We start from the raw sequence: 22,595 nt of genomic DNA on the forward strand, positions 1-22,595 counted from the left end.
TATACTGATTGGTATAACCATTTCTTTACCAATGTGTTTTGAATTGAAAAGACAGGGGGGCTCTGAACGGGTCAAATACTTAATGCCATTGGTAAATAGAGAGTTAAAGGTGGCTTGCTACTGCTGATTTAGGGTTGTAGGACGGTATGAATTGCAGAGGTGCTCTAAAGTCTAATCAAGCTCTAATGTTACAAACAAAAAAGGTATTGCTTCATCTTTGATGAACGGCAATACCTTTTGTTAACTCGTTGTATTTATATCTCTTGGCTACTTACTGCCTTCACTCTCTTCTGTGGTGTCTTCATCGTCCTCTTCTTCGGACTCACCTTTACTGTAGAAGCGTGCAGCGATTAAGCCACCTTCAAATAACACTAGCATTGGAATCGCGAGCATTGTTTGTGAAATGATATCCGGCGGAGTTAATAACATGCCGACAATAAATGCGCCTACCACAATATAAGGGCGTTTCTTCTTCAGCTCTTCCGGTGTAGTCACACCGGCCCAGCATAAAAGCACTACCGCTACAGGTATTTCAAAGGCTAAACCAAATGCGAAAAATAGCTTTAAAATGAAACTTAAATAACTACTGATATCAGTCGCAACTTCAACGCCATCTGGGGCTACGCTAGTGAAGAAGCCAAACACTACTGGAAATACCACGTAATAGGCAAATGCAATACCGAGGTAAAATAGCAAGGTACTGCTTGCGAGTAGTGGCACCACTAAACGCTTTTCATGCTTATAGAGCCCTGGCGCAACAAATGACCATATCTGAAACAGAACATAAGGAATGGCAATAAAGAAAGCCAATACTAAGGTCAGTTTGAATGGTGCAAAAAATGGTGCGGCAACATCCGTTGCAATCATGCTGCTCGATTCGGGCAGAGCTTGCATGAGTGGGATGGCCATATAATGGTAAATATCATTGGCCCAATAGACCAAACAGATAAACACCAAGAGAACACTACCAATTGCTCGAAGTAGCTTATTACGCAATTCAAGCAAATGGCTTATTAACGGCTGTTGTTGTGACATGGACTACCCGTTAGGTTTGTCAGACTTAGCGTTCTCTGTCGAAGTTGCCTCAGGAGTCGTTGTTTCTTTGGCGGGTGTTTCTTTTGCCGAAGGAGCATCTTCTACTTGATAAGGACGGTTAACAGATTCCGCTGCTTGTTTTAGTTGATCGATTGAATCCTGTAACTCAGGTGCAAGGTTTTTAAGGCCTTGGTTTTCTGCTTTCTTCAAATCAGTATGCAACTGCTCGATTTTAAGCTCTTGCTCTAATTCGTCTTTCACTGAGTTCGCCATCTTCTTCATGGCGCGGATCCAGCCTGAGATTGAGCGCACGGCGACGGGAAGTCTTTCAGGGCCGAGTACAACTAGCCCCAAGACTCCAATCAACAGCAACTCCATAAAGCCGATACCGTCGAACATAGTCGATTACGCCTGTTCTTTGTCCTTAGATTCAGCCTTTTTTTCGGCTGTGTCAGTGCTTTCAGCTGTTTTTTCAGCTGCACTGTCTTCTAGAGCCTTCTTCTCTTCTTCAGAAGACATGGCGTTCTTGAAGCCTTTAACTGCTCCACCTAAATCGCCACCTAGTGAGCGTAACTTCTTAGTTCCAAACAATAATACTACAATTAATGCAATAATAAGAAGTTGCCAAATACTAATGCCACCCATGTACGAATCCTCTTAATTTAGATACTGGTTCTATTATGAACCTTTGGTTATTTAGGTCTAGCTAAAATTTGCGATTCTTTGGCCTAGATCGCCATCCGAGCACCCATAAAATGAGGCCAGCGCCGATGCTGCCGTAAGAAGCCCATAGTGTAGCGTCTTGATTTAACAAAATAGTGCCACAGATCACTAAACTAGCGGATGTGATCAAAAGATAGTTACTTTTATGGGCTTTTTGCTGATGTTTTAGATATCGATCGAGCAATTTGTTATGGGTTTTAGCCAAATTACGACCCATTTTTAAATTGTCGTAGATGAGCTCTGGCAACTCTGGCAGCTGGTCAGCCCAATAGGGAAGCTGCTGCTTAATTTTTCCTGCCATGGCTTTAGGACCAACTTGCTCTGCCATCCAATCTTCTAAGAAAGGTTTAGCGGTTTGCCATAAATCCAGCTGAGGGTACAGCTGACGCCCAAGGCCTTCGATGTAAAGTAGTGTCTTTTCAAGAAGCACTAGTTGTGGTTGTACTACCATGTCGAATCGACGTGCGGTTCTAAATAATTCTAGCAGTACGTGGCCAAATGAGATCTCATCCAGTGGTTTGTTAAACATTGGCTCGCAGACGACTTTGACGGCTTGTTCAAAAGCGCTGACATCAGTATCGGCAGAAACCCAGCCTGATTCGATGTAGAGCTGCGCAATACGGCGATAGTCGCGATTAAAGAAAGCGAGGAAGTTCTCGGCTAAGTAGCGTTTATCTTCATCGGTAAGCGTGCCCATTATGCCGCAGTCTAAACCGATGTAGAACGGATCGTTTGGATGTTCTCGGCTGACAAAGATATTGCCTGGATGCATATCTGCATGGAAAAAATTGTCGCGAAATACTTGGGTGAAAAACAGCTCGACGCCACGCTCAGCCAATAATTTCAAATTGGTGCCTTGGGCTTCGAGTGCTGCTTTATCTGAAACGGGTACGCCGTCGATGCGTTCCATCACAATGAGTCGGGTGAAACAAAACTCTTCGTACATATAAGGAATATAGAGCGCATTTGAATCAAGGAAGTTATTGCGTAACTTTATTGCATTGAGCGCTTCGAGCTTAAGGTTTAGCTCGCCTTCAATGGTCGTGCGGTAATCTTCAATCACTTCAGCTGGACGTAGGCGATTATTGGCGCCTAGTAATGTCTCTAAAAAGTCAGCTGCTTGCGACATCAGCTGAATATCAGCATGCACTTTTTGCTCTACATCAGGGCGTAAAACCTTGAGTACTACTTTGGCACCATTGGACTTTAGTGTTGCAGTATGCACTTGTGAAATGGATGCTGATGCGAGCGGCGTATCTTCGAAATCATCGAAATAGGTTTCGATAGGGGCATTGAGTGCTTGTTCGATTGACGCGCGAGCAATGGCCGAATCAAAAGGAGGCACTCTGTCTTGCAACATCGCTAGCTCTTCTGCCCACTCATCGCTGAGTAGATCGCGGCGAGTCGACAGCATTTGGCCAAACTTTATGTAAACCGGCCCAAGCTCTTGCATTGCAAGCTTTAAGCGTTCACCACCGACTTTATCTTTGTGTTTATTTCTAAGCCAAAATAGACAGCCTCTTAACAACTTAAAATACCAAGGCGTTACCTTTGAGGGGATTAAATCATCGAGACCATAGTGGAGCGTGGTGCGGATGACTTGATAAGCGCGTTTGATACTTTTTACTGTCATTGTTTAGCTTTAGCCCTATTTAGTAGTAGCTCTATCCGTGAGCCTAAAGCATCGACGTCTAGTGCGATATCTTCGATAGTATCACTTAAGTGAATATATTCGAGTTTATGCGGTGCCAGTCGATACTCTTCGGTGGTTAATTGGCCCAAATGAGAGCGAGTCTTTTGAAATACTTGGCTGATATCTTGTTTTGCTTGCTTTAAACCTTGGCTAACAAAATGGGTTGGAGCATCACCTATATAATGAGAAAGCGGTTCAGCTATGTCTAGCTCGACACTTTGCATATAGTGGCTAAACGACTGCAGTAAACTGAGATCACCTTCAAGGCTAAGCTTGTCTTGCTTAATAAGCTCAGTCAGATTTGCGCCTTCAGTCAGTTGATACAGCGTCGTGATGTCGGCATTTACCTTGGTGGTTACATCACCTTCATATTGGCTAAACACTTGGACCTGTTTAGCAAATAATAGGTAAATAGGCCAACTTAATTGAGTCAATTGAATACAAAGCACTTTGCCATGAAGACTACGCAGTGATCTGTAGTCTTCAGGCGATTGAGCGATTAGCTTGTTTAAGCCCGTTTCAATTGCTGCGCAAGTGAGTAGAGACATGTCACGAGGCATAGTGAGTCCAATCAGAATTTGTAACCTTTATGCAAAGCCACGATACCGTCAGTCATATTGGTATAGTTTACTTGCTCAAAACCTGCGGTTTCCATCATCTGCTTCAAGGTCTCTTGATCAGGGTGCATACGGATAGATTCCGCAAGGTATTCGTAACTGTCAGCATCTTGGGTAATCAATGCGCCCATTTTTGGCATTACTTTAAAGCTATATAGGTCATAGACCTTACGCATAATCTCATGCTTTGGCTTAGAAAACTCAAGGATAAGTAGTTTTCCACCAGGCTTTAGTACTCTCAACATTGACGCAATGGCTGCATCTTTGTCGGTCACATTACGTAGGCCAAAAGCGATAGTGATGATATCAAAGTGGTTGTCTGGGAATGGCAGTGCTTCAGCATTTGCTTGCACGTAGTTCACGTTGCCAACAATACCTTTGTCACGCAGCTTCTCACGGCCGACCTTGAGCATTGAATCATTGATATCCGCTAAGGTTACTTGGCCTTTTTCGCCGACAATGTGCGAAAATTTAGCTGTCAGATCACCTGTACCACCGGCTAAATCGAGTACCTTCATACCTGGACGTGCACCAGCACTTTCGATGGTGAAGCGTTTCCACATGCGGTGGATACCAAAAGACATTACGTCATTCATTATGTCGTATTTAGCGGCAACAGAATGGAATACGCCAGCGACCATGTCGGCCTTTTGCTCAGCTTCAACGGTCTTGTAACCGAAGTGAGTGCTCTTTGGAGTTTCCTCTGACATCTATCTATTCCTATACGTTAACTGTTGAATTATGGCGATTGTAAGTCATCAAACCGAATTGCTGAATCTTTCATCTATCACTATGTGATGGATCTATCAATCAGCCACTGGATCTAGCGAAAAAAGCCGTAGATGCAGGCAATCGTAAAATTGACTGCGCATTACACCATAATACCAACCAATGTTGAATCGTTATTATTCACTACAATGCATTAATACGTCCGTGGATATAGCTATAGATCAATTCGCTGATACTTTGCCCTGTTTCGCGATATCCAGCCTCCACACCTGCAACATGACAGCTCGGCGCGGCTTCTGCTAAATGTAGGTATGCACAAGGACAGTGCTTAGCGACATAACTCACGTAGAAAAGGGCGTCAAGTAGCGGTACGCCAGCTGCCGTCGAGGCGCTGCTAGGCATATTGGTGATAGCATCCAAATCTAGTTCTATAGCAACAGGTAACTGGCTGTTGTTCAGCTCTTTAGTGATGGATTTCAGCGCAGTGTCTAAAGTCAGTTCTCGTCTAACCCAGATCTGTTGAAAAGTATGCCAATCACCACCAAACGCCTTAAGTTGCTCTAATGTCGCTTCGCTATTTTTAAGTTCGTGGAGCCCTAGCACATGATAAAGCCCTAAAGCGCCTGATGCTGCAGCGTAACTAAATCCATTACCACTATGACGACCCTCTCTGGGCCTGAAATCTGAATGAGGGTCAAGATTCACGGCTGCAATCGGACGTTTATGGCTGGCTTTCGCTGCCATGAGTAATCCATAGGCATTGTTATGGCCGCCACCAATCACAATAGGCTCTAGTCCTGCTTGCATTACCTGAGATACCACTGCAATCACGCGTTTATCTAAGTGTTCTACATTGTGACGAAGCTGCTCAGCATCAGTGCCATCGGGTAGTTGTAAATCTGTGGTTTCAATTTGCCCGAGTAGTAAACACTCTGCACCATCCAAGAAACGGTTAGACTGCATATTAGTGAACTGCTGCATGGCACTGTCAAAAGCATCGGTTGAGCCGCCGCGCCCCAAATTGGCGCGCGGGCCAATATCTTCACCAATACCTATGATTGCAAAGCGGCACTCTGCGGCTTTAGCCAGAGTCAGTTCGGTCGTAAGATCATTACTTGCAGGAATACGCAAACGTTGACCTAGCTTAGTTTCACCCTCTCTAGGGTTGAGTAAGTTGGTTAACTTGGTGCTGGTGAAGGGAGTGACGTACTTCATATTCTTATTCTTATTGTTTAAAGCCTGATGGGCGATAGTGTAATACCAATCGTAGCTGTTTGCCAAAATGCATCAGAGTCACGATTTGTAGCTATCAGCTGGACTTGTTGTGGTAAAACAGCCATTAAAAAAGCCAGCGGTTAGGCTGGCTTAACGGGTCGAATTGAAAAGAGCAGGGCTCTTCACAACTCATCGCTAGTCAATATCTAGCGGCTCTGGAGATAAAATAATACCAGTATTATCGGCATAAACATGGTCGCCTGGTAAGAAAGTCACACCGCCAAAGTTGACTGGGATCTCAGGTTCACCAACCGCATTGCCATCGGCGCCGACAGGAATAGATGCCAAAGCTTGTACGCCAATATCTAAATCTTCTAATGCATCAACATCACGTACAGAGCCGTAGATGATAATCCCTTCCCAGTTGTTATCGACAGCAACCTGAGCGATTGATGCATCGAGTAAGGCGCGGCGCAGTGAACCACCACCATCAACTAATAGTACTTTGCCTTCGCCATCTTCTTGCAGAGCATCGATGATAAGGCCATTATCTTCGAAACATTTTATGGTGCTGATAGAACCACCAAAAGAGTTACAACCACCGTAATTACTGAACATCGGTTCGACAACATCAACCACATCGATATAAGTGTCACAAAGTTCTGAGGTGTTGTATTCCATAAGAACGCTCCTGCTGGGTAGGCATAGCTCATAAATCTGAGCAAATAAGTAATTTAAACCAGTATATAAGGGATTCTTGAAAAGAAAAGTGTTATCAATCACGCAATTGTCCATAAAGGCACCGTTTGGCACTCTTGTGGTAATATTTCAACACCTAGGTTACTAAAACAGCAAAAACATGACTTGGGTCATTATATAACGTTTTTTTATTACCAATTTGGTTCAATTTTGTTAGCATGCATGCAGATATATTAACTTAACTTAATTTTGAGTCGCTTTAGGGGCACGGATCCCCCAGTTAGCTTAGGGAAGGCAGAGGGCCTAAAAGGTGCCTTATGGAAGCTATTAATACTATTGAAATCATTGGTTACGCTGCATCAGTGATGGTCGCGATTTCACTGATGATGAAAGATATAATCTGGTTGAGATGTTTAAACTTTACTGGTTGTTCACTGTTCGTCATTTACGGTGCATCAATCGAAGCTTGGCCTGTAGCGGGTATGAACGCTTTCGTAGCGTGTATCAATATCTACCACCTACTAAAGATCTACCGCAATCGCAATAATGCTGAACTGGCTGCTGATTAAGCCTGTTTAAAATTATATACCCGTTCTACTTGAATATGCTCGTTTCAGAGGCATTGTGCCAGTTCAATTCTAGGCGCATTAATGTAGAAATGGTTATTCCCTTTTAAGTTAGTGCAACAACGAAGTGGGCTGGCACAAGGCCTTCTGCGATGGGCGTTTCCTATATAAAAAGCAGGGGCTTTACTCGGTGTTATTGATTTTACTAAGGGAGCGACCATTAATGGCAATCAATGCAAGCACCAGGGATGGTGCGAATGTCAGTTTAGCAGGAGCAATAACTGACTTTGATTAAAGCCCATTAAACTCCCACTGAATCCTGCATATTCAGGTAGCACGGGTATACTAGCCTGATCGTCTGTCGATGATTGGGCTAGCAGATTGACTCCTCATCCAAAATATCCCAGCCAATTTTCTCTATGTCATAAAACTTTAGACTCTTTGTCACTTAGGCGTCATGCACATTTCATAGCTTGCTATCAAACAATGTTTTGGGAGCTTGCAATGTTCGCCTCAATTTCAAGGTTAGATAAACGCTGTTATCGATTTGTAGTGCGCCATGGTCAAGACAATGGGCTGCAGCCAATAGCATTAACATTATCCTCCTCGGGTAATGGCCCTGCTTATCTCTATGTTGCGCTGCTATTTTTATTGTTAGACAGCAATGGCGAGTCGCTACTTAACATGTTGTTAGCAGCTTATTTGATTGAACTCCCTCTGTACCTAGTCCTTAAAAATATGATCCGCAGACAGCGTCCTTGTCATGCTTTAGCTGACGGTGTCGCGCGTTTTGAACCTGCTGATAAATTCAGTTTACCATCTGGCCATACAGCAGCTGCCTTTGTAATGGCGAGCAGTATTTACCTTCTCTATCCACAACTGTTTTATATTGCCGCTCTATGGGCAATAGGTATTGGTTTATCACGGGTGATCCTCGGGGTTCACTACCCATTAGATATTGTCGCTGGAGCGGCACTTGGTGTGTTTTCTGTTGTATTAAGCCAGCACATATTTTAGGAGCGAGCATTGAAAATCCTTTATGGAGTACAAGGCACGGGCAACGGCCACTTAAGCCGCGCTAGAGTGATGGCCAAAGCCATGCAAAAACAAGGAGTCGATGTTGATTTTTTCTTTTCAGGCCGCTCTGCCGAGCAGTTCTTTGATATGCAATGCTTTGGTCAATACCGGGTGCAGTCAGGGCTGACATTTGCGACCCAAAATGGTCGAGTTAATGTGGCACAGACCGCAAAAATGAATGCATGGTTAGGGTTTGTGAAGGATGTCAAAAACCTCGACTTAAGTGGTTATGACTTGGTGCTCAATGACTATGAACCCGTGTCTGCTTGGGCAGCGAAGAACCAAGGGATACCGTCGATAGGAATTAGTCATCAAGCAGCGCTTAACTTTGCAGTCCCCAAAGCGGGGGATAGCTGGTTTAACGAAACCATGTTGAACTACTTCGCTCCGGTTGATATCGCACTGGGCTGCCATTGGCATCACTTTGGTTTTGCTATTTTGCCGCCCTTTGTCGAGGTAGATAAAATCGATAAGGTGCTGTCATCTCAAGTATTGGTATATCTGCCTTTTGAGTCGCCACAGTCGATTGTTGAGTTTTTAACGCCTTTTTCTGACTACGTATTCTTGGTCTACCACGCAGCTAAAAGCCCGCAAGGGTTGCCTGCACATATAAAGTGGCATGGCTTTGATAGAGAAGGCTTTAAAGGGTCTATGGCAAGATGTGGTGGCGTGATTGGTAACGCGGGGTTTGAGCTGGCCAGCGAGGCGCTAACGTTAGGTAAAAAATTACTAATTAAACCGTTACTTGGTCAGTTCGAGCAGCTATCAAATGTTGCCGCGCTTGAACTACTGGGCGCCGCAGAATGTATGAAGTCACGGCTTGAACCAGACGTACTTCGCCGCTGGTTAAAAGCGCCTATGCCAGAACCTATTAGCTATCCAGAAGTCGGGGATGCACTGGTGAGTTGGATCCTTAAAGGTGATTGGCGAGAGCCAGAGGCTTTATGCCAGTCACTTTGGTCACAAGTTAGCTTACCATTAAGTTGGCAAAAGAAGAGTGGTTAGCGGCTAAAGGTTGTTGTCTTTTGGCTTAGCGATCAAGCGAGCAATTTAAGATGACTTAAGTATACTACTTAGGTCTTTCGCCAAACGACTCGCTAAACCGATATTATTATGCAACTAAAACCACTTGAAAAAGGGCGCTTTCACGCTTTATGGCAGCAAGAACATGATGCTATTGAGCAGATCATGCGCGAGTGTATTACCGAAACGAAAACGGTTGCTGCTCAATATAAGTTAATGCAGCAGGGGCAGCAGGTAACCGATTTATATTTGGTGCCCCATGGGCGGATCTCAATGGGTTACACCGCTAGAAATGGTCGCAGTTTTCAACTCGGCACCATGACTTGTGATTCGCAATTGTTTGGTGAGATGGAGTTTTTTACCGATTACTTATGTCAGCTGGATATTGTTGCCGAAGAGCCGTTAGAACTGTCGATTATTAATGGTGATAAGTTACAGCAAGCATTATTGAAAACGCCGCAGTTTGCGCTGTTTTTTGCCAGTGCAATTGCAATAGATTACCAAGATACCGTTGATATTTTTACTCGCAGAATGCTTTATCCTATTGCGTATAACATCGCTTATGACCTCTACCATCAGTATTTGCAAGATCAACCCGTTGAAGGTTTCACTAAATGCTATTTAGAGGCAGAACGCTTTGCCACGACCGACAGAGTGTATCGCCGAGCGGTTAAGAAGCTTGAAGATCTGCAGTTGATTAAGCGTGATAAGGAGGGGTTGATTATTTGCGATCTTGAAGGCTTAAAGGCCTTTATAGAATAAACCTCAAGCCGTAGCTCGAGGTTTATTTTGCACCGTTTAATCAATAATCTTTAGGCTGTTTGCGCCGTTAGAGCCGCTTTTTGTTTATTAGAGATAAGCAGCATCGCGATAATTAGGCCGTAGATAACAGGGATGGCGTACATCACCGTTTGTAGGCCAATGATGCTTTCAAACATTGAGCTAATCGCTGGGCTGAACATCGCACCGGCACTACCGCTTATCAAGATGTAAGAGACATTGCGGCTGCTGGCGGTTTTTACAAATGACACGCCGTAAGCGATAAAGGCGTTGTAAAGCGCCGCACAGGCAAAACCGTAACCGTAAGTTAGGTAGCCAATCCAAGCTAGATTTTCAGTCGTCACGATCATGCCAGTGATAATCAGCGCCAGTGAAATCATCCCCATGATAAAGTGCTCAATTTTCACTCTTGATACAATCACAGTTGATACGAGTGCGCCAATAAGTGCTGCTGACCAATACTGGGTGATGATGTTACCCGCTTCTTCAAAAGGAATATCAAATTTCTCTTTGACGAACATCGGCGCCCAAGTGAGGAAGGTATATAGCGCGAGCATACCAAGGAATAAACCTAGACCACCGCTAATGATGCCAAGGTTCCACTCAGATTCATCTTTGCCGGTTTCATTTGTTGTTTGGCTTTCAACCAGCGAGAAGTTGGTCGCAAGAGCGATAGCGGCAGTCGCTAACGCCACAATACCAACGGCTAGGTAGCTGTAACTCCAAGAAAGGGCATTACTTAATGCATAAGTAGTGATGAGTGGGAAAACAACACCTGCAACATTGAAGGTGGCATCTTGTACAACTAGCATGGTGCTTTGGATTTTATCTTTCCAGACTGATACTACAATCGTGCCAGCGATACATAAACCAACGCCGCCACACAGACCAATAACGGTCATGGCAATCATCACCACAGATAATGAGCTGGTGAAGTGAAGCGCCGCAGCACTTAGTGCAATGCTGAAATAGCTGATGAGGGTGATACGTTTGACACCGATTTTTTCTATTAAGAAAAAGGCGGCAATAGTACCTGCGAGTGCGCCACCGTTGAGCAGCGAGAAAATAGAGGCCACTTCGTTAACGTTAGCGGAGAATTTCTCTGCAATAGGTTCAATCAACATACCAAACTGGGTTGCAAAGCCTGCCATCACAAAGTTGGCTAAAAAGCTGAGCAAAGTTAAGGATATTTTATTTTTCATCATCTGTTCCTAGATCTAATTTGCTGTATCAAATATTTATACTGGTTGGTATAAAGTTAAGCCGCGTGACAGCGAGTATCATGCGGCTTAAAAGTGTTACTGACAGGCTGTTTCTAATGCCAGCTCAATCATGTGGTTAAAGGTTAACTGACGGGCTTCTGCACTGGTCTCTTCGCCAGTTAAGCAGTGGTCAGATACCGTTAGAATAGCTAATGATTCAAACCCTAGGTGGTGGGCAAGGCCATATAGACCAGCAACCTCCATATCAACACCTAACACGCCAAAGCGTTCTAGCGCTGGGATCATGTCTTCATCGGGGTCGTAGTACATGTCGCCACTGAACACGTTACCCACTTTGACATTGATCTGCTTTTGCTGGGAGATAGCGTACGCTTTGTGTAGTAGATCAAATGTGGCAGATGTCGCCATTTGGTAACCACTACTACGCTTAGCATTAGTTGGTGAGTCGGTACCTGCGGCTTGGGCTAAAATGACATCGTTAATTTTTACATCTTGCTGCGTAGCCCCAAGGCTGCCAACACGAATAATGCGTTTCACATTAAAGTCTGTGACCAGTTCGTGGGCGTAAAGCACCATAGAGGGAATGCCCATTCCGTGACCCATTACTGAAATACGCTGGCCTTTATAGAAACCCGTATAGCCAAACATATTGCGGATATTGGTCACTTCTACCGCGTCATCTAGAAAGTTTTCAGCGATATATTTAGCGCGAAGTGGGTCGCCAGGCATGATCATTGTTTCGGCAAAATCACCGGCTTTACCATCGATATGTGCAGTCATGAGTAATCCTCTTTTTTGATTACAACCGATAGTAATAGCCTGATTGTGATCCGTAGAGGACATAAGTCCGCATAGGCTGATTAATACACTATATCAGCTGTTCGATCACAAAAAAGGCGCCGTTAGGCGCCATTTTTGTGAAGTTAAATTGATTGTCACAGCCTGATACGTGACTTAGCTCATTGGTTAATCCCAAAGCCACTAAACTCTCGCTGAGCGAGTAAACCTTTGTGCTTGCTGGCATTACTTATGATATTTAACCGCCATATCGATTAATGGCTCACGGCTGGCTTTTTCAGCGCGTAGGCGTGCGAGGTATTTCTCCCACAGATCCACTTGATGTGTTGCTAGGTCATACAGTACTTTCCATGAGAAAAGACCTGTATCGTGGCCGTCATCAAACACAATTTTAACCGCGTAGTTACCAACGGGTTCAATCGCAGAGATGTTGACGTTCTTCTTGTGAGTAACCAGCACAGGGTTGCCGTGGCCATGGACTTCTGCTGATGGTGAGTAAACTCTTAGCATTTCGCAGCTAAGCTGATAGCTTTCGCCATTATCAAACTGCATCTCTAACTGGCGCGATTTACGCTTCAACTTTAAGGATTCAACATTCGGAGTACTGTCTTGGGTCATAAGTTTGTTTCTTTAAAGTGCTAGGGTCTAAAAACAGCATAGCGGTTAAGCACCTAAAAGTCCTTAACCGCCATCACTCATTTAGCTTTTGCCTAGGGGCTGTTGATCTTTCGAGCTTAGTTTTTGTTCGGTTCTTTACCGTAAAGAATAATGCTTCTAGTACAAGGCTTGAGCGATGAAGCTTAGCTGGCTAAGTGAAAAGCTCATAACGCCGTAATAGAAGCATTGAATCGACCCCAAAGGGCCGCGTTTCTTGGCTATTTTTACTGTGTTGTAGACTATTTGTGGAGAATAACTAAACGGCATAGCCTTCGCCTTGTAAAAATAGCCAATAAACTGCGGCAAAAACAACCGTGAAAGACCAATAGTCCCTAGTAATGACACTAGAGAATAAAGCGGCTCAAGTCTTCGTCTTGTACCAAGTTATCTAAGTGCGCTTTGACATAGTCAGCATCAACAACGGTCACAGAACCTGATTTATCAGAGGCTTCATAGGACAACTCTTCCATCAAACGCTCCATAACCGTGTGCAGACGACGAGCACCAATATTTTCAGTACGCTCATTAACCTGCCACGCTGCTTCGGCAATAGCGTCGATACCACTTTCGCTGAATTCAACTTTTACCCCTTCAGTACCCATTAAGGCAACATATTGCTCAGTGAGCGAGGCAAACGGTTCGGTCAAAATGCGTTTAAAGTCACCCGCTGATAACGCATCAAGTTCAACGCGAATTGGCAAACGACCTTGTAGCTCAGGGATCAAGTCAGACGGCTTCGACATCTGGAATGCACCTGAGGCAATAAATAGGATGTGGTCAGTCTTGACCATGCCGTGTTTAGTGTTGACCGTACAACCTTCAACTAATGGCAGTAGATCACGTTGTACACCTTCACGGGAAACATCAGGACCAGAAGACTCGCCACGTTTACAGATCTTATCTATCTCATCGAGGAACACGATACCGTGCTGTTCAACCAATTCGATTGCTTGCTCTTTCAGATCTTCCTGGTTGACTAATTTAGCGGCTTCCTCTTCGATTAAAAGCTTGTGAGCTTCTTTAATCGGCATCTTACGACGCTTACTCGCACCAGGACCCATGTTCTGGAACATGCTTTGTAGCTGATTGGTCATCTCTTCCATGCCTGGAGGAGACATAATTTCAATGCCTGCTTGCGGCGCAGAAACATCAATTTCAATCTCTTTGTCGTCTAGCTGACCTTCACGCAATTTTTTACGGAACACCTGGCGAGTGGCATTGTCGCTTGGCTTTTCGTTGTCCCAATCTTCTTTTGGCTTAGGAAGCAAAGCATCGAGAATACGTTCTTCAGCAGCTTCTTCAGCTCTAAACTTACATTTGCTCATCTGCTCTTCACGAGTCAGCTTAATTGCAGAATCGGTAAGATCGCGGATGATCTGCTCGACCTCTTTACCGACATAGCCAACTTCAGTAAATTTGGTCGCTTCGACCTTAATAAAAGGCGCTTTCGCTAGACGGGCTAAACGGCGAGCAATTTCAGTTTTACCGACACCGGTTGGGCCAATCATTAGAATGTTCTTTGGGGTGACTTCTTGGCGAAGATCCGCAGCAAGCTGCATGCGGCGCCAGCGGTTACGCAGCGCAATGGCAACAGAGCGCTTGGCTTTTTGCTGGCCGATAATGTGGCTATCTAGCTCATGGACGATTTCGCGTGGTGTCATCTCAGACATAATCTTTCCTCATGCTTTAGCAGCAGTCATCGAAGTGAGTACTATTTAGTACTTAAGCTCTTCAATGGTTTTAAATTGGTTAGTGAATACACAGATGTCGCCTGCAATAGTCAAAGACTTTTCGGCGATTTCAAGAGCACTTAGATCGGTGTTTTCAAGTAGTGCCGTTGCCGCTGATTGGGCAAAGTTGCCGCCAGAGCCGATGGCAATCAAGTCGTTTTCTGGCTGAACCACATCACCATTACCGGTAATAATGAGTGACGATTCGCCATCTGCAACAGCTAATAGTGCTTCTAGTTTACGTAGCACTTTATCTGAACGCCAATCTTTAGCCATTTCAACGGCAGCGCGCATAAGATGACCTTGATGCATTTCGAGTTTGGCTTCGAAACGCTCGAATAGAGTAAATGCATCTGCTGTACCGCCAGCAAAGCCTGCCAATACCTTATTGTGGTATAGACGACGAACTTTTCTAGCATTGCCTTTCATCACGGTATTACCGAGAGAAACTTGGCCATCACCGGCGATAACAACTTGGTTATTACGGCGTACTGATACGATAGTGGTCACGATAAATCCTCTTCTCTAGCCAGCGACAATGTGCCTGCTGGTTGACGATATAACCGATATGGGGATGGATGAGTAAATATCAAGGGCGGTGCCGATGATGTTTTGAATCGCTAACTGTGTCAGTACTAATAACTGACACAGTTAATAAGGTTAATTCTCGCGGTAAGCTCGCGGCGAGCATACTCGGTTATATCTTTAGTCGCGTGATAAGCGCTTGTCTTTGTTGCTCGAGTTTATCTAAGGTCATTTGGTAGGCATTAAATGAAGGCATGCCGGTGCAGAGGATGTATTTTCCCAGCGGGTTGTAGATATAACTACTTATGCCGTCGATAGATAAGCCCTGGTCACAGTCAGTTTGTATGCCTGAGTTAGTTAAAATCGCGGCATAACGATTGGCAGTATCTTGGTTTTGCATTAAAGGAGACAGTAAACTGCTGGCTATTTGGCTTGCGGTATCTGCGCTAACATCATCGGCTTGAGCTGAAGCGATAGTCCTTGTGAAATAGATCCACTCACCTAACTTAGCCTTGTTTAACGATAGTACTGCGGCCGCCATTGGCTTATTCCAACTTGTAGGGAGAGTTGCAATATTTGGCTCTATTGGGGGCTGACTAAGAATAACTTCACCAAGTTGCATATTCACTGATATAGCACTGACACTAACCATTTTATTTAGCAGTATGTGGGTATTGCTAGATATCTTTAGCCAAAAAAGCATATCTCGCTCGATTGCTGCAACAATTAATTCTGCTGATGTGCTATCGATATTTTGGTAAATATCAAGCAGGTATAGCTTTTGAGCCAGCAAAAGTTGTTGAAATGGCATGGCACTGATATCTGCATTGAAATGAGGGCTGTCTTGCCATCTAGGCATTTGTAGCAGCTGTTGATAGCGCTCAATTAACCAGTGGTTTTTAGCTAAGAGTTTAGCAAGATTACTGCTTTGTTCGAGGTTTGCTTTACATACAACCAAAAAGTCATCTTCAGCGAGACAGCTTTCAAGTGGTAATTGAACTAACTGATAATGCGGCTTTTGCTGGCGGTTGACTGGATTTAGCAGATCTTTTTCTAACAGAACTTTTTTAAGCTCGAGCCCAGTAGTCATCGGCGAGTCGTCTTTTGCCGCGTCAAAACCTAAGGTAAAAATATAAGCGTTATCTTGCTGATTTAGAGTTAGGCTGTGATCGATTTCTGCTATTTGCGCCAGGTATTGCTTTGACTGCGTTGATGGTGCTGTATCTTGTAAATTGATGAATAGCACAGTCACATACATAGCTATCGGAGCAAGCAGCAGTGTCAAAAGAGCCCATTTGAGTAGACTAAAAAACTGGCGCATGAATGAGTCCTTTATTCATTGCTTTAACGATAAGATATTCTGATTGCGATTAGTGTACCTGACTTATCCCAATAACAGTTGCGATTGTACGCTACTATGCAATCTGAATGTAAACTATGTATGAAATACAAAAAAGCACTGCATTAGCAGTGCTGTAATTTTGTTGATTGCTGGAAGTTAACTTTCCCAGAACCAGATTTGGCAGCCGTTAGTGCCGGAGTTTTGCAGCACATGACGTTGCCTTTCGGCATCGCGCTTCTTGTCATAAGGGCCAAGAACGACCTTATACCAAATACCGCTGGTGCCTTTAACTTTGCGAACTTGCGCTTCCAAACCTTGAAAAGCAATCATCGCTTTAAGTTGATTAGCCTGAGATTCCTTTCTAAACGAGCCACATTGCATCTGATATGGACGCTTAGGCTTGTCTGAAACCTCTGGAAGATCAACCTCAACCTTTTTATTCTCTAGCTCTTCAAGATAGGTCCACTCCTCTTGAGGTGCTGGTGGCAGCGCATTAGGGTCTTTCTTCACCGCTGTTTTCTTTGGTTTTTCAACCACGACCGGTGTTGTTACCGTTTCGTCTGAATCACTCAGTAGCCATAATAAATAGCCAAAACCTGCGAGACCGACGAGGGTAATGATAAATACTAATACTGGGAAACGCTTAGGCGGATTTCCCTTTGACCCACGCTTTTTGGCATTGCCTTTGCGCGTGGGTTTACGGTTTGCGTAGTCACGACTGGTCATGGTGTTACGATTACATCCGCTCTAAAGTTTCTAGTCCTAGCAAGTTAAGCCCTTGCTTCAGTGTTTTAGCTGTTAGTTGAGCGAGTAGCAAACGGCTCTTCTTCTGCGCTTCAGTATCGGCAGCTAGTACTGGACAAGCTTCGTAGAAGCTTGAGAATGCGCCCGCAAGTTCAAACAGGTAAGCACAAAGTGCATGTGGCTGACCTTTATTCACAACGCGGTTCATCACTTCACCAAACTGGGCTAACTTAGTGCCAAGATCTTTCTCTTTTTCATGCTCAAGCACTATTTTAGCATCGCTTAAATCAACATCTTGTGCACGCTTAAAGATCCCTGCAACACGAGTGTAAGCATAAAGTAGGTATGGCGCTGTGTTACCTTCAAAACTGAGCATCTGCTCAAAGCTAAAGATATAATCGCTAGTACGGTTTTTAGATAGATCGGCATATTTCACCGATGCAATACCGACAACGCGCGCAATTTCAGCGAGTTCAGCTTCATCCATATCAGGATTCTTACTGCGTACTAATTCTAGTGCTCGAGTATCGGCCTCTTTTAGCAGGTCAATAAGTTTTACAACGCCACCAGAACGAGTCTTAAATGGACGGCCATCTTCACCATTCATGGTGCCAAAGCCCATGTGCTCGAAGCTCATCTCTTCACGAACAAACTTAGCCGTTTTAGCCAGTTTAAAGACTTGTTGGAAATGCAGCGCTTGACGTAGGTCGACAAAATACAATGCTCTATCAGCTTTTAATACGTTTGAACGGTAACGCATTGCGGCCATATCGCTGGTGGCATATAGATAGCCGCCATCTGCTTTCTGGATGATAACCGGTAGCGGTTCGCCCTCTTTATTCTTGAACTCTTCTTGGAAGACAACTTTAGCGCCATTACTTTCAGACAATAAGCCTTGGCTATCTAAATCAGCAACCACTTGCTCTAAGTCATCATTGTACGAGCTTTCGCCACGCACATCTTGGCGAGTTAGACTTACGCCTAAACGCTCATAGATCTCATGGCAATGGCTCAGTGAGATATCGTTAAATTCACGCCATAGCTTATTGCAGTATTCATCGCCAGATTGCAATGCAACCACAAGCTTACGGGCACGATTGGCAAAATCTTCTGATTCGTCGAAACGAACTTTAGCGGCGCGGTAGAAGTTTTCTAAATCTGAAAGCTCCATTTGTGCTTGTTCGCCATTGGCTGCACGCAGCTCTTCCATGTAAGCCAGTAGCATACCGAACTGAGTACCCCAGTCGCCAACATGGTTTTGGCGGATAACATTGTGGCCCATAAACTCAAGTGAGCGTACTACGCTGTCACCGATAATGGTTGAACGTAAATGACCAACATGCATCTCTTTAGCAAGGTTTGGCGACGAGTAGTCGACCACCACTGTTTGCGATTCAGGCAAGCTCACGCCTAAATGGTCACTATTGAGCGCATCCATTAATTGATTGGCGAGTGCGTTGTCATCAATAAAGAAGTTGATGAAACCTGGGCCAGCAATTTCTACCTTTTCTACATGGCTAGATTGCGGCAGGTTATCGATGATCAGCTGGGCGATTTCACGCGGGTTCTTGCGTGCGGCTTTGGTTAGCATCATCGCCAAGTTAGTCGCAAAATCACCGTGACTCTTATCTTTGGTTCGGTCTACTTGAATGCGGGCTTCAAAATCAGCAGGAACAACACCTTGTTGTTTAAGGGCATTTAACGATTCAGCGAGTAAAGATTGAGTATGTGATTTCATTGGCGTTTAATCGGCACTTACAAGTAGTGAAAAATAATAGGAGTAACCGACTATTTTAGCCGTTTGTGGTACCTAATTACTATCCTCTAGCGAACTTTTTCTGCTTTAGTTTAAATAAACTCGATTTAAAGTAGATCTTGTGGATCACGATCGAGACTCCAGCGACACTTTTTCGCCAGTGGTAGTTGCTCTATTTGCGGCAGCGCTTGTTCGAAGGCTTGTTGCAGTTGATTGCGATTTTTAGTCTGAAATAATAGTTGGCGACGATACTTACCGGCTTTTCTGTCGAGCGGTGCCGGCATTGGCCCAATCACTTCACACTCCTCGTTTTGTGGCAGTAGCGCACCTATCTGACTGAGCAGCGCATCGGCGTCCGATGCTTGATGCGCTTCGGCGCGAATAAGGATCATGTGCCAAGCTGGCGGCAGTAGCGCTTGCTTACGTTCATTAAGCTGATTACGTGAAAACTCACCGTAGCCTTTATGCATCAATTCACGCAGCATGGCGTTATCGCTCTGGTGGGTTTGCAATAGCACAGTGCCAGGTTTGTTTGCACGACCCGCGCGGCCTGATACTTGAGTGTAAAGCTGACCAAAACGCTCAGGCGCTCTAAAGTCGGCACTAAAAAGTGCACCATCGACATCAAGTAAGCCGACCAAAGTGACATCGGGAAAATGATGGCCTTTGGCAAGCATTTGGGTGCCGACCAAAATTTTATATTCTCCTTTATGGATTGCATTGAGGTGACCTTCCAGCGAGCCCTTATTGCGGGTGGTGTCGCGATCAATGCGCACAACAGGATGGTTAGGAAACTCTTTTTCTAAAAAGCTCGCCAGTTGCTCGGTGCCTACGCCTTGACCTGCCAGCATGGTGCTACCACATTGATGACATTGCTTAGGGATAGCATATTGATTGCTACAGTGGTGACAACGGATCTCTCCTAGTGCTTGATGCACCGTAAAGAAGGCGTCACAACGGTCGCACTCATGTAGATGGCCGCATTCATGGCAAATTAACGCTGGAGCAAAACCGCGGCGGTTAAGAAATAGAATGACTTGATTGCCGGCATCGAGATGAATGCGCATCTCATTTAGTAGTGCGTGGGACATACCTGAACGCAGCGGCTGATTGCGAATATCGACAATCCCTTGGCGCACTTTTTCGGCGTTACCTGCGCGCTTCCCCAGCTGTAGATGCTGATAACGGCCGCTTAGGGCATTCTGTAAGCTCTCTAGTGATGGTGTCGCAGTGCCTAACAACACCGGGATATCTTCTAAATGACCGCGCATAACTGCTAAGTCACGAGCGTGATAACCGACCCCCTCTTGTTGCTTAAAGCTTGAGTCATGCTCTTCATCTAAAATAATCACCCCTGGATGCGCCATCGGGGTGAATAGTGCCGAGCGCGTACCAATGATGATCGCAGCTTCCCCCGTTTTGGCATAACGCCATGCATCTAGCCGCTGGTTATCGGTCAAGCCAGAATGAATCACGGCCACTTTGACATTAAAACGTCGTCTAAAGCGGTTAATTGTTTGCGGGGTTAAGCCAATTTCAGGCACTAGCACGAGTGCTTGCTTTCCCTGCTTGAGAATGGTTTCAAGCAGCGCCAAATACACTTCTGTCTTGCCTGAGCCTGTTACGCCTTCCAGCAGAGTGCAGTGATAATGTGATTGCTGGGTCAGTGTTGCAACAGCGATGGCTTGCTCCGGGTTAAGCCTGTGGGGCTCCTCTGTCATCTCAAGCTCAGTTCGCCAGCTTAAATCGACAGTGCCAATGCGTGATTTTTTAGTTATCCAGTCCTTATCTTCAAGGGCTTTAAGTGCTGCTTTACTCAGTGCTAATGTGGTTATCTCATGATGCTCTAGTTCGCGCTCAGTGAGTGCATTAAATAGTTTTCGCTGGGCAGGAGCACGGTTGAGTTGGTTAACATCAGCTTCGCGTCCGGCATCGGTTAAACTCCAGTAGTTTACGGTTGCAGCTTTGGCTTCTGCACCTTTTCTTAGGGCGACCGGTATAGCCTGAGAGAGCATTTGACCTAGACTACAGAAGTAATACCTTGCAGCCCAAGCTGTTAGTTTATAGAGTGAATCAGGTAATAGTGGAGCATCGTCTAAAATGCTAATCACAGGCTTTATTTGTTTTGGCGTTAAGCTACAGCTATCTGTTACCGCAGTAATTAGACCGATCAGCTGCTGACGACCAAATGGCACTTGGACTCGCATGCCTTTTTGAGGCGCGATGTCAATATGGTCTGGTACTTGATAGCTAAAGGTTTGCCGCATTGGAACAGGCAGTGCGACCTCAACAAACAAAGGCATAAAACTCTATTTCGATAGGAGATAAGCCGTTAGTGTACCGAGGCGAGTCAGTCAGAGCTAGTCAGATTTAACTAATATGTGGATTCAATGCTAGGAAAGGAAACGATGAAAAAAATAATAATATTAGCATTCGCAACGTTAGCGCTATTTAGCACAACGGTTATTGCAGAAGTCTCTCACGTCAGCATCAATCAACGGCTGTTTGAGTTGGGTGGTTATCCTAAGCTAAAGGTCAATATTGTTTCTAGCCATAAAAACCCTAATAAGGTGCAGTTCTTTTTGCGCCAATCAGTTGGAGAAGAACGTTTGGTAGCAAAATCTCTAAATAGTTTTTCATTATTAGTTAGCGGTGTTGAGGATGTGGTTGATAACGAAGCGGTACTGGTAGTTAAAGAGCATCGCATTAACCGCTGGCGAGAAGTCAGTGTGCTCAGCATATTTAACGGTGAGAGTGTCGATAGCCAAACGGTTAATAAGGTGACTAGCAAACCGGTGCCAGTTAAAACTCAACAGCCCGTTAAGGATAGTAAAGAGATTGTCAGTACTCGAACGGCAAGCACAGCGACTGTTAAAGTGAACATAAAAGATAACTGCAATATCGGCTTTAATGGCAGCGAAACACTGTGGCGCATTGGTTTACGTCAGTCTAAAGCCTGGAGCATCAGTACGTACGGCGCGATGCTGGCCATCTTTGATGCCAACCCGAGAGCATTTAGAAAAAGTAGCATTAACGGCTTAAGAGCTGATGCAAAATTACAATGTCCGTCTCAGGCTATATTGGATCAATATAGTGATGCGGTCACGGCTGAAGAGCTTTACGACTCGATGGATCAACCTTTATAGATCGTAAGTTACTTTTTGTAAGTTATAAGATAATAGTGCGGTGTAAGCGGCTTGGATTTTTATTTACGGGTCGCTTGAATCTCTGGGGGAGTTACTGTATCATCCTGCGCCCTAAACTATCTATTAACTGCATGTGGTGTCCGACTTCGGGTTGGAAGAGCGACATGGCCTTAAACTTGAGGTAATTCCAATGAAAGCAGGCATTCATCCTGATTATGCAGAAATCACTGCAACTTGTACTTGTGGTAACGTTATCAAAATTAACTCTACTGTAGGTAAAGACTTACATTTAGACGTTTGTGGTGCATGTCACCCATTCTACACTGGTACCCAGAAAGTTATGGATACTGGCGGACGTATCGATAAGTTCAACAAGCGCTTTGGTGCACTTGGTAAGAAGTAATTTTACTTCTACACTGAATTTTAAAAAGGCGCCTTTCGGCGCCTTTTTGCTATTCTGGATTTGAGATTGAGATTGAGATTGAGATATTAGGCTTGGCTTTATCGAAACGCATTG

Annotated in this window: 23 protein-coding genes; 6 read left to right on the forward strand and 17 right to left on the reverse strand. The window is 44.6% G+C overall.

The genetic code is table 11. The features are described from left to right. Positions 1–267 precede the first annotated feature (267 nt). The 8 genes from tatC to rraA all read right to left on the reverse strand — a co-directional run bounded on the left by tatC (position 268) and on the right by rraA (position 6,693). Positions 268–1,035: a twin-arginine translocase subunit TatC gene (tatC, locus tag AB4135_RS04635; protein WP_371990724.1), complete on the reverse strand. Its 768-nt coding sequence runs from the start codon at positions 1,033–1,035 to the stop codon at positions 268–270. A gap of 3 nt (positions 1,036–1,038) precedes the next feature. Next, positions 1,039–1,434 carry a Sec-independent protein translocase protein TatB gene (gene tatB / locus AB4135_RS04640; protein WP_371990726.1) on the reverse strand — a complete coding sequence of 132 codons (396 nt, stop codon included), beginning with the start codon at positions 1,432–1,434 and terminating at the stop codon, positions 1,039–1,041. Positions 1,435–1,440: 6 nt separating this feature from the next. Further along, on the reverse strand, positions 1,441–1,680 hold the full coding sequence (tatA, locus tag AB4135_RS04645) for a Sec-independent protein translocase subunit TatA (protein WP_220736837.1): 240 nt from the start codon (positions 1,678–1,680) through the stop codon (positions 1,441–1,443). Between the two features lie 61 nt (positions 1,681–1,741). Further along, positions 1,742–3,391 carry a ubiquinone biosynthesis regulatory protein kinase UbiB gene (gene ubiB / locus AB4135_RS04650; protein WP_371990728.1) on the reverse strand — a complete coding sequence of 550 codons (1,650 nt, stop codon included), beginning with the start codon at positions 3,389–3,391 and terminating at the stop codon, positions 1,742–1,744. Then, complete coding sequence (locus tag AB4135_RS04655) at positions 3,388–4,011, reverse strand: SCP2 domain-containing protein (protein ID WP_371990730.1); 624 nt, start codon at positions 4,009–4,011, stop codon at positions 3,388–3,390. The genes ubiB and AB4135_RS04655 overlap by 4 nt, the downstream gene beginning before the upstream one ends. Before the next feature lie 11 nt (positions 4,012–4,022). Beyond that, entirely contained in the window at positions 4,023–4,778 is a 756-nt protein-coding gene (ubiE, locus tag AB4135_RS04660) for a bifunctional demethylmenaquinone methyltransferase/2-methoxy-6-polyprenyl-1,4-benzoquinol methylase UbiE (protein ID WP_220736840.1), read from the reverse strand. A 202-nt stretch (positions 4,779–4,980) separates the two neighbouring features. Beyond that, the gene (locus AB4135_RS04665) at positions 4,981–6,012 is read right to left on the reverse strand and encodes a formimidoylglutamase (protein WP_371990732.1); all 1,032 of its coding nucleotides are present in this window, start codon (positions 6,010–6,012) and stop codon (positions 4,981–4,983) included. Between the two features lie 195 nt (positions 6,013–6,207). Further along, a complete protein-coding gene (rraA, locus tag AB4135_RS04670; RefSeq protein WP_371990734.1) occupies positions 6,208–6,693 on the reverse strand; it encodes a ribonuclease E activity regulator RraA in 486 nt (161 codons plus the stop codon). 335 nt (positions 6,694–7,028) lie between these two features. Between rraA and AB4135_RS04675 the strand changes: the two genes are divergently transcribed. The 4 genes from AB4135_RS04675 (at position 7,029) to AB4135_RS04690 (ending at position 10,139) form a co-directional block, all read left to right on the forward strand. Further along, complete coding sequence (locus tag AB4135_RS04675) at positions 7,029–7,280, forward strand: YgjV family protein (protein ID WP_020910667.1); 252 nt, start codon at positions 7,029–7,031, stop codon at positions 7,278–7,280. Positions 7,281–7,781: 501 nt separating this feature from the next. Then, positions 7,782–8,294, forward strand: coding sequence for a phosphatase PAP2 family protein (locus AB4135_RS04680; RefSeq protein ID WP_371990736.1), 513 nt, complete (start codon positions 7,782–7,784; stop codon positions 8,292–8,294). A 9-nt stretch (positions 8,295–8,303) separates the two neighbouring features. Beyond that, positions 8,304–9,359 carry an MJ1255/VC2487 family glycosyltransferase gene (locus tag AB4135_RS04685; RefSeq protein WP_371990738.1) on the forward strand — a complete coding sequence of 352 codons (1,056 nt, stop codon included), beginning with the start codon at positions 8,304–8,306 and terminating at the stop codon, positions 9,357–9,359. 108 nt (positions 9,360–9,467) lie between these two features. Continuing rightward, positions 9,468–10,139 (forward strand): Crp/Fnr family transcriptional regulator, encoded by a 672-nt coding sequence (locus tag AB4135_RS04690; RefSeq protein ID WP_371990740.1) that lies wholly within the window; start codon positions 9,468–9,470, stop codon positions 10,137–10,139. A gap of 50 nt (positions 10,140–10,189) precedes the next feature. On the opposite strand, the gene tsgA is transcribed toward AB4135_RS04690, so the two are convergent. The 9 genes from tsgA to priA form a co-directional block, all read right to left on the reverse strand. Next, complete coding sequence (tsgA, locus tag AB4135_RS04695; protein ID WP_371990742.1) at positions 10,190–11,359, reverse strand: MFS transporter TsgA; 1,170 nt, start codon at positions 11,357–11,359, stop codon at positions 10,190–10,192. Positions 11,360–11,455: 96 nt separating this feature from the next. Then, positions 11,456–12,160 carry a purine-nucleoside phosphorylase gene (deoD, locus tag AB4135_RS04700; RefSeq protein ID WP_371990744.1) on the reverse strand — a complete coding sequence of 235 codons (705 nt, stop codon included), beginning with the start codon at positions 12,158–12,160 and terminating at the stop codon, positions 11,456–11,458. A gap of 243 nt (positions 12,161–12,403) precedes the next feature. Then, on the reverse strand, positions 12,404–12,796 hold the full coding sequence (locus AB4135_RS04705; RefSeq protein ID WP_371990746.1) for a gamma-butyrobetaine hydroxylase-like domain-containing protein: 393 nt from the start codon (positions 12,794–12,796) through the stop codon (positions 12,404–12,406). A gap of 383 nt (positions 12,797–13,179) precedes the next feature. Next, positions 13,180–14,505, reverse strand: a complete 1,326-nt coding sequence (hslU, locus tag AB4135_RS04710; RefSeq protein WP_371990748.1) for an ATP-dependent protease ATPase subunit HslU — start codon at positions 14,503–14,505, stop codon at positions 13,180–13,182. A gap of 45 nt (positions 14,506–14,550) precedes the next feature. Then, a complete protein-coding gene (gene hslV / locus AB4135_RS04715; RefSeq protein ID WP_220736851.1) occupies positions 14,551–15,075 on the reverse strand; it encodes an ATP-dependent protease subunit HslV in 525 nt (174 codons plus the stop codon). Between the two features lie 187 nt (positions 15,076–15,262). After that, a complete protein-coding gene (locus AB4135_RS04720) occupies positions 15,263–16,411 on the reverse strand; it encodes a hypothetical protein (protein ID WP_371990750.1) in 1,149 nt (382 codons plus the stop codon). 177 nt (positions 16,412–16,588) lie between these two features. Beyond that, positions 16,589–17,158 (reverse strand): SPOR domain-containing protein, encoded by a 570-nt coding sequence (locus tag AB4135_RS04725; protein WP_371990752.1) that lies wholly within the window; start codon positions 17,156–17,158, stop codon positions 16,589–16,591. A 10-nt stretch (positions 17,159–17,168) separates the two neighbouring features. Beyond that, positions 17,169–18,914, reverse strand: a complete 1,746-nt coding sequence (gene argS, locus AB4135_RS04730; protein WP_371990754.1) for an arginine--tRNA ligase — start codon at positions 18,912–18,914, stop codon at positions 17,169–17,171. 125 nt (positions 18,915–19,039) lie between these two features. Then, positions 19,040–21,235, reverse strand: coding sequence for a primosomal protein N' (gene priA / locus AB4135_RS04735; protein WP_371990756.1), 2,196 nt, complete (start codon positions 21,233–21,235; stop codon positions 19,040–19,042). Positions 21,236–21,340: 105 nt separating this feature from the next. Between priA and AB4135_RS04740 the strand changes: the two genes are divergently transcribed. Both AB4135_RS04740 and rpmE read left to right on the forward strand, forming a co-directional pair. Further along, positions 21,341–22,078: a FimV/HubP family polar landmark protein gene (locus tag AB4135_RS04740; RefSeq protein ID WP_371990758.1), complete on the forward strand. Its 738-nt coding sequence runs from the start codon at positions 21,341–21,343 to the stop codon at positions 22,076–22,078. Between the two features lie 190 nt (positions 22,079–22,268). Beyond that, positions 22,269–22,481, forward strand: coding sequence for a 50S ribosomal protein L31 (rpmE, locus tag AB4135_RS04745; protein WP_012156969.1), 213 nt, complete (start codon positions 22,269–22,271; stop codon positions 22,479–22,481). Positions 22,482–22,595: the final 114 nt, after the last annotated feature.

The organism is Shewanella sp. 10N.286.54.B9, assembly GCF_041468565.1.
In the GTDB taxonomy this organism is placed as follows: Bacteria; Pseudomonadota; Gammaproteobacteria; order Enterobacterales; family Shewanellaceae; genus Shewanella.